Source organism: Nocardia cerradoensis NBRC 101014, assembly GCF_000308535.1.
In the GTDB taxonomy this organism is placed as follows: domain Bacteria; phylum Actinomycetota; class Actinomycetes; order Mycobacteriales; family Mycobacteriaceae; genus Nocardia; species Nocardia cerradoensis.
The window spans coordinates 1-3,141 of sequence record NZ_BAFW01000311.1 but is presented as its reverse complement, the minus strand read 5'-3'; the positions used below and the strand labels follow the sequence as shown (position 1 = coordinate 3,141).

Annotated in this window: 1 protein-coding gene; it reads left to right on the top strand. The window is 68.4% G+C overall.

Annotated features, from left to right (window positions below; translation table 11 throughout):
• Positions 1-32: 32 nt before the first annotated feature.
• Positions 33-3,141 (top strand): hypothetical protein (locus tag ON23_RS28270; RefSeq protein ID WP_143860648.1); only part of this gene is annotated, 3,109 nt, incomplete at its 3' end.

Here is a 3,141-nt window from a genome sequence, read left to right as displayed (position 1 = left end):
CGTCCGAACAGCAGATGCAGAACGTGCAGCGCGTGTCTGGGCAGGTGGCGCGCACGGTCGCGACGGATCGGCAGCGGGCCGCCGCGCAGCTGGAGAAGGTCACCCAGCAGCTGCAGAAATCGGCGGCAGCGGAGAAGGCCGCGCAGACCGCGCTGGCCGAAGCGCGGAAGGCCGCCGCGGCGTCAGGCCCTGATCCGGAAGAGCAGCTGCTGCGGGAGCAGAAGGCCGCCCAGCAGTTGACTGCGGCCCAGAACCGGCTGGCGGCGGCGAAGAAGGCTGCGGCGGCGATCGGCGACGGCGACGAGAACGCCGACAAACGCACCGCCGCCGCTGACCGTGTAGCGGCTGCGGAAATCCGTGTCGCGGAAGCGAAGCGGGCGGTGAAGGCCGCCGCAGGCGATCCGGAAGCCGATGCCCTGAAACAGGAGCGAGCGGCGCAGCGGGTCGAGGCTGCCGAGCTGAGGGTGGCGGACGCGCGGCGGCGCAGCGCCGACCTGGGGCGGCAGGCGGCGACGCTGCAACAGCGGGTGAACACACCGGATCTGCGGGTGCCGTCGCTATCCGGCGCATCAGCGAACGCGGGGCGGCTACGCGGCGACGCGGACGCCAGCACGTCCGCGTTCAAGCGGCTCGGCGGCGCGATCGGGTCGATAGCTCTCAACACCGGGAAGCTGGCCGGGATCACCGCGCTGGTCGCCGGTATCGGCGGTGCGGCCGGGGCGGCGACTGGTCTGGTGGGTGGGCTGGCGACCGCGTTGGCGGCGATCGGGCCAGCGGCCGGCGGGATCATCGCGACGGCGGCGACCGGTCTGCATGGTCTCGGGGATGCGCTGAAGGCGGCGAACAAGGCGACCGAATCGGGGCCGAAGGAAGCGGCCGACGCCGCGGCGAAAACCAAGGCGCTGTCCGACGCCCAGGACCGGGTGCAGGACTCGGCGCACACCGCCGAAGTCGCGCAACGCTCGCTGGCGTCGGCGCAGAAGGAAGCACAGACCGCCGCCGAGGACGTCGGGCGCGCCTACCGGCAGGCCGGGCGTGATCTCGAGGATTCGATACTGCGGGCCCGCGGCGCGTCGATCTCGCAGAAGGAAGCGGCGATCGACCTGCGGGAAGCGCAGAAGGCCGCCAACGATTCGATCTTCAATCCGAAGCAGCACGAAAAGGATCTGGTCGCGCTCGAGCGTGCGCAGCTGAACTACGACCGCGCGGTCGATGAGAACACTCGCGCCGCCCAGGACAACGCGGAAGCCCAGGCCAAGGGCATCGAGGGATCGGACGCTGTTACGGCGGCGAAGGACCGCCAGCAGGAGGCCGAGCAGCGGGTGGCCGACGCCCAGTACGAGGCGTCGACCGCTGCCCGCGACGCTGCGAACGCTGTCCGCGATCTTGCCGCTGAACAGGCTAAAGGCACTGCCAGCCAGCAGGATTACGCGGAGGCGATGTCGAAGCTCGCGCCGAACGCGCAGGAGCTGGTCAAGGCATTCGTCACGCTGAAACCCGCGCTCGAGGACGTCCAGAAGTCCGTACAGAACACCCTGCTCGCGAACTTCGGTTCCACGTTGACCGATGTCGCCGGGCGAGTGCTGCCGGTGCTGAAAACCGGGATGAACGGTGTCGCTACCGAACTAAACGGCGCGGCACTGGAGGCGATGAATTTCGTCGGGTCCGCCCGCGGCATCCAAGGCCTGAACGACACATTCGCCGGCGCGACGAACCTGATCAAGGGATTGCGGTCCGGCACCGGTGAAGCGACCCAGGGCATCCTCGATTTCGTCCATGTCGCGGCCCCGGCCATGGAGGGGATGGGGCAGTCGATCGCGCACATCGGCGACTCCATCGGTGCGGCGTTCTCCCAGTCGGCCGCCAGCGGGCAGCTGGCGTCGGTGTTCGACGGACTGAACAAGGCGCTGGAGGGCATCGGCCCGCTGCTCGGCGGATTCACCACAGCGCTGCTGACCATCTCCGACCGGGTCCTACCGACGCTCGGGCCGCTGTTCGATTCGCTCGGTACCGCGCTGGTGAACATGGCCCCGGGGCTCGGGGAACTCGGCGCGGCGTTCGCGAACGCGTTGACGCCGATCCTGCCTCAGCTCGGCACGTTCATTTCCGACCTGGCCAAGGGATTGGCGCCGGTGCTGCCGGTGATCTCGAATCTGCTGTCGTCGTTGATGACCGCGCTGACACCGATGATCGGGCCGCTGTCGCAGATAGCTCAGGTCGTCGGAAATGCCCTGGTAGGGGCCGTAAACGCGCTCGCTCCGGCCATGGGGCCGCTCGCGCAGTCCTTCGCTGATCTGCTGACCGCGCTCGCGCCGATCGTCCCCCTGATCGCGGAGAACCTGTCGGTCGCGATCCAGGCTCTCGCGCCCGCCCTGTCCACTGTGGCGCAGGCGCTGGCACCGGTGATCGCGTCGTTCGCGCAGCAGATGCAGCCGGTGATCCAGCAACTCGCGCCGGTGCTGGCGCAGGTCGCGATGACACTCGGCCAGGCCCTCGCGGACGCTCTCACCGAACTCGCCCCGTTCCTGCCTCAACTGGTCGGAGCGTTCGCCAATCTGCTGCTGGCCGTGATCCCGCTGTTGCCGAAACTGGTGGATCTGGCGGTGCAGGTCATGCCGGGCGTGATCGACATCATCACCGTGCTGCTGCCGATCATCACCAAGCTGATCGACGGATTCACCTGGTTCGTGAACGAGGTCGTCCAGAAACTCGTTTTGCCTGCGCTGCAATGGATCATCGATCACTGGCGCGACCTGAACGACTCGCTCGGCAAGGGCGTGGACTGGCTGACCGGCACGGTGTTCCCGAAGATCCACGAGGGCGTCGACAAGGTCCGGGGCTGGTTCCAAGACGGTATCGATGGCATCAAGTCGATCTGGGACGGCCTGCGCGACGCCGCCGCGAACCCGGTGCGGTTCCTGGTCAACACCGTCTGGAACGACGGCCTCAGGAAGGCGTGGAACTCCATCGCGAAGTTCCTGCCCGGCGTCGGCGAACTCGATCCCGTCACACTGGGATTCGCGCGCGGTGGTTCGGTGTTCGGGCCCGGCTCGGGCACCTCCGATTCCATCCCGGCCTGGCTGTCGACGGGTGAGCACGTCGTCACCGCTGCGGAGGTCCTGGCCGCCGGCGGTCAGAACA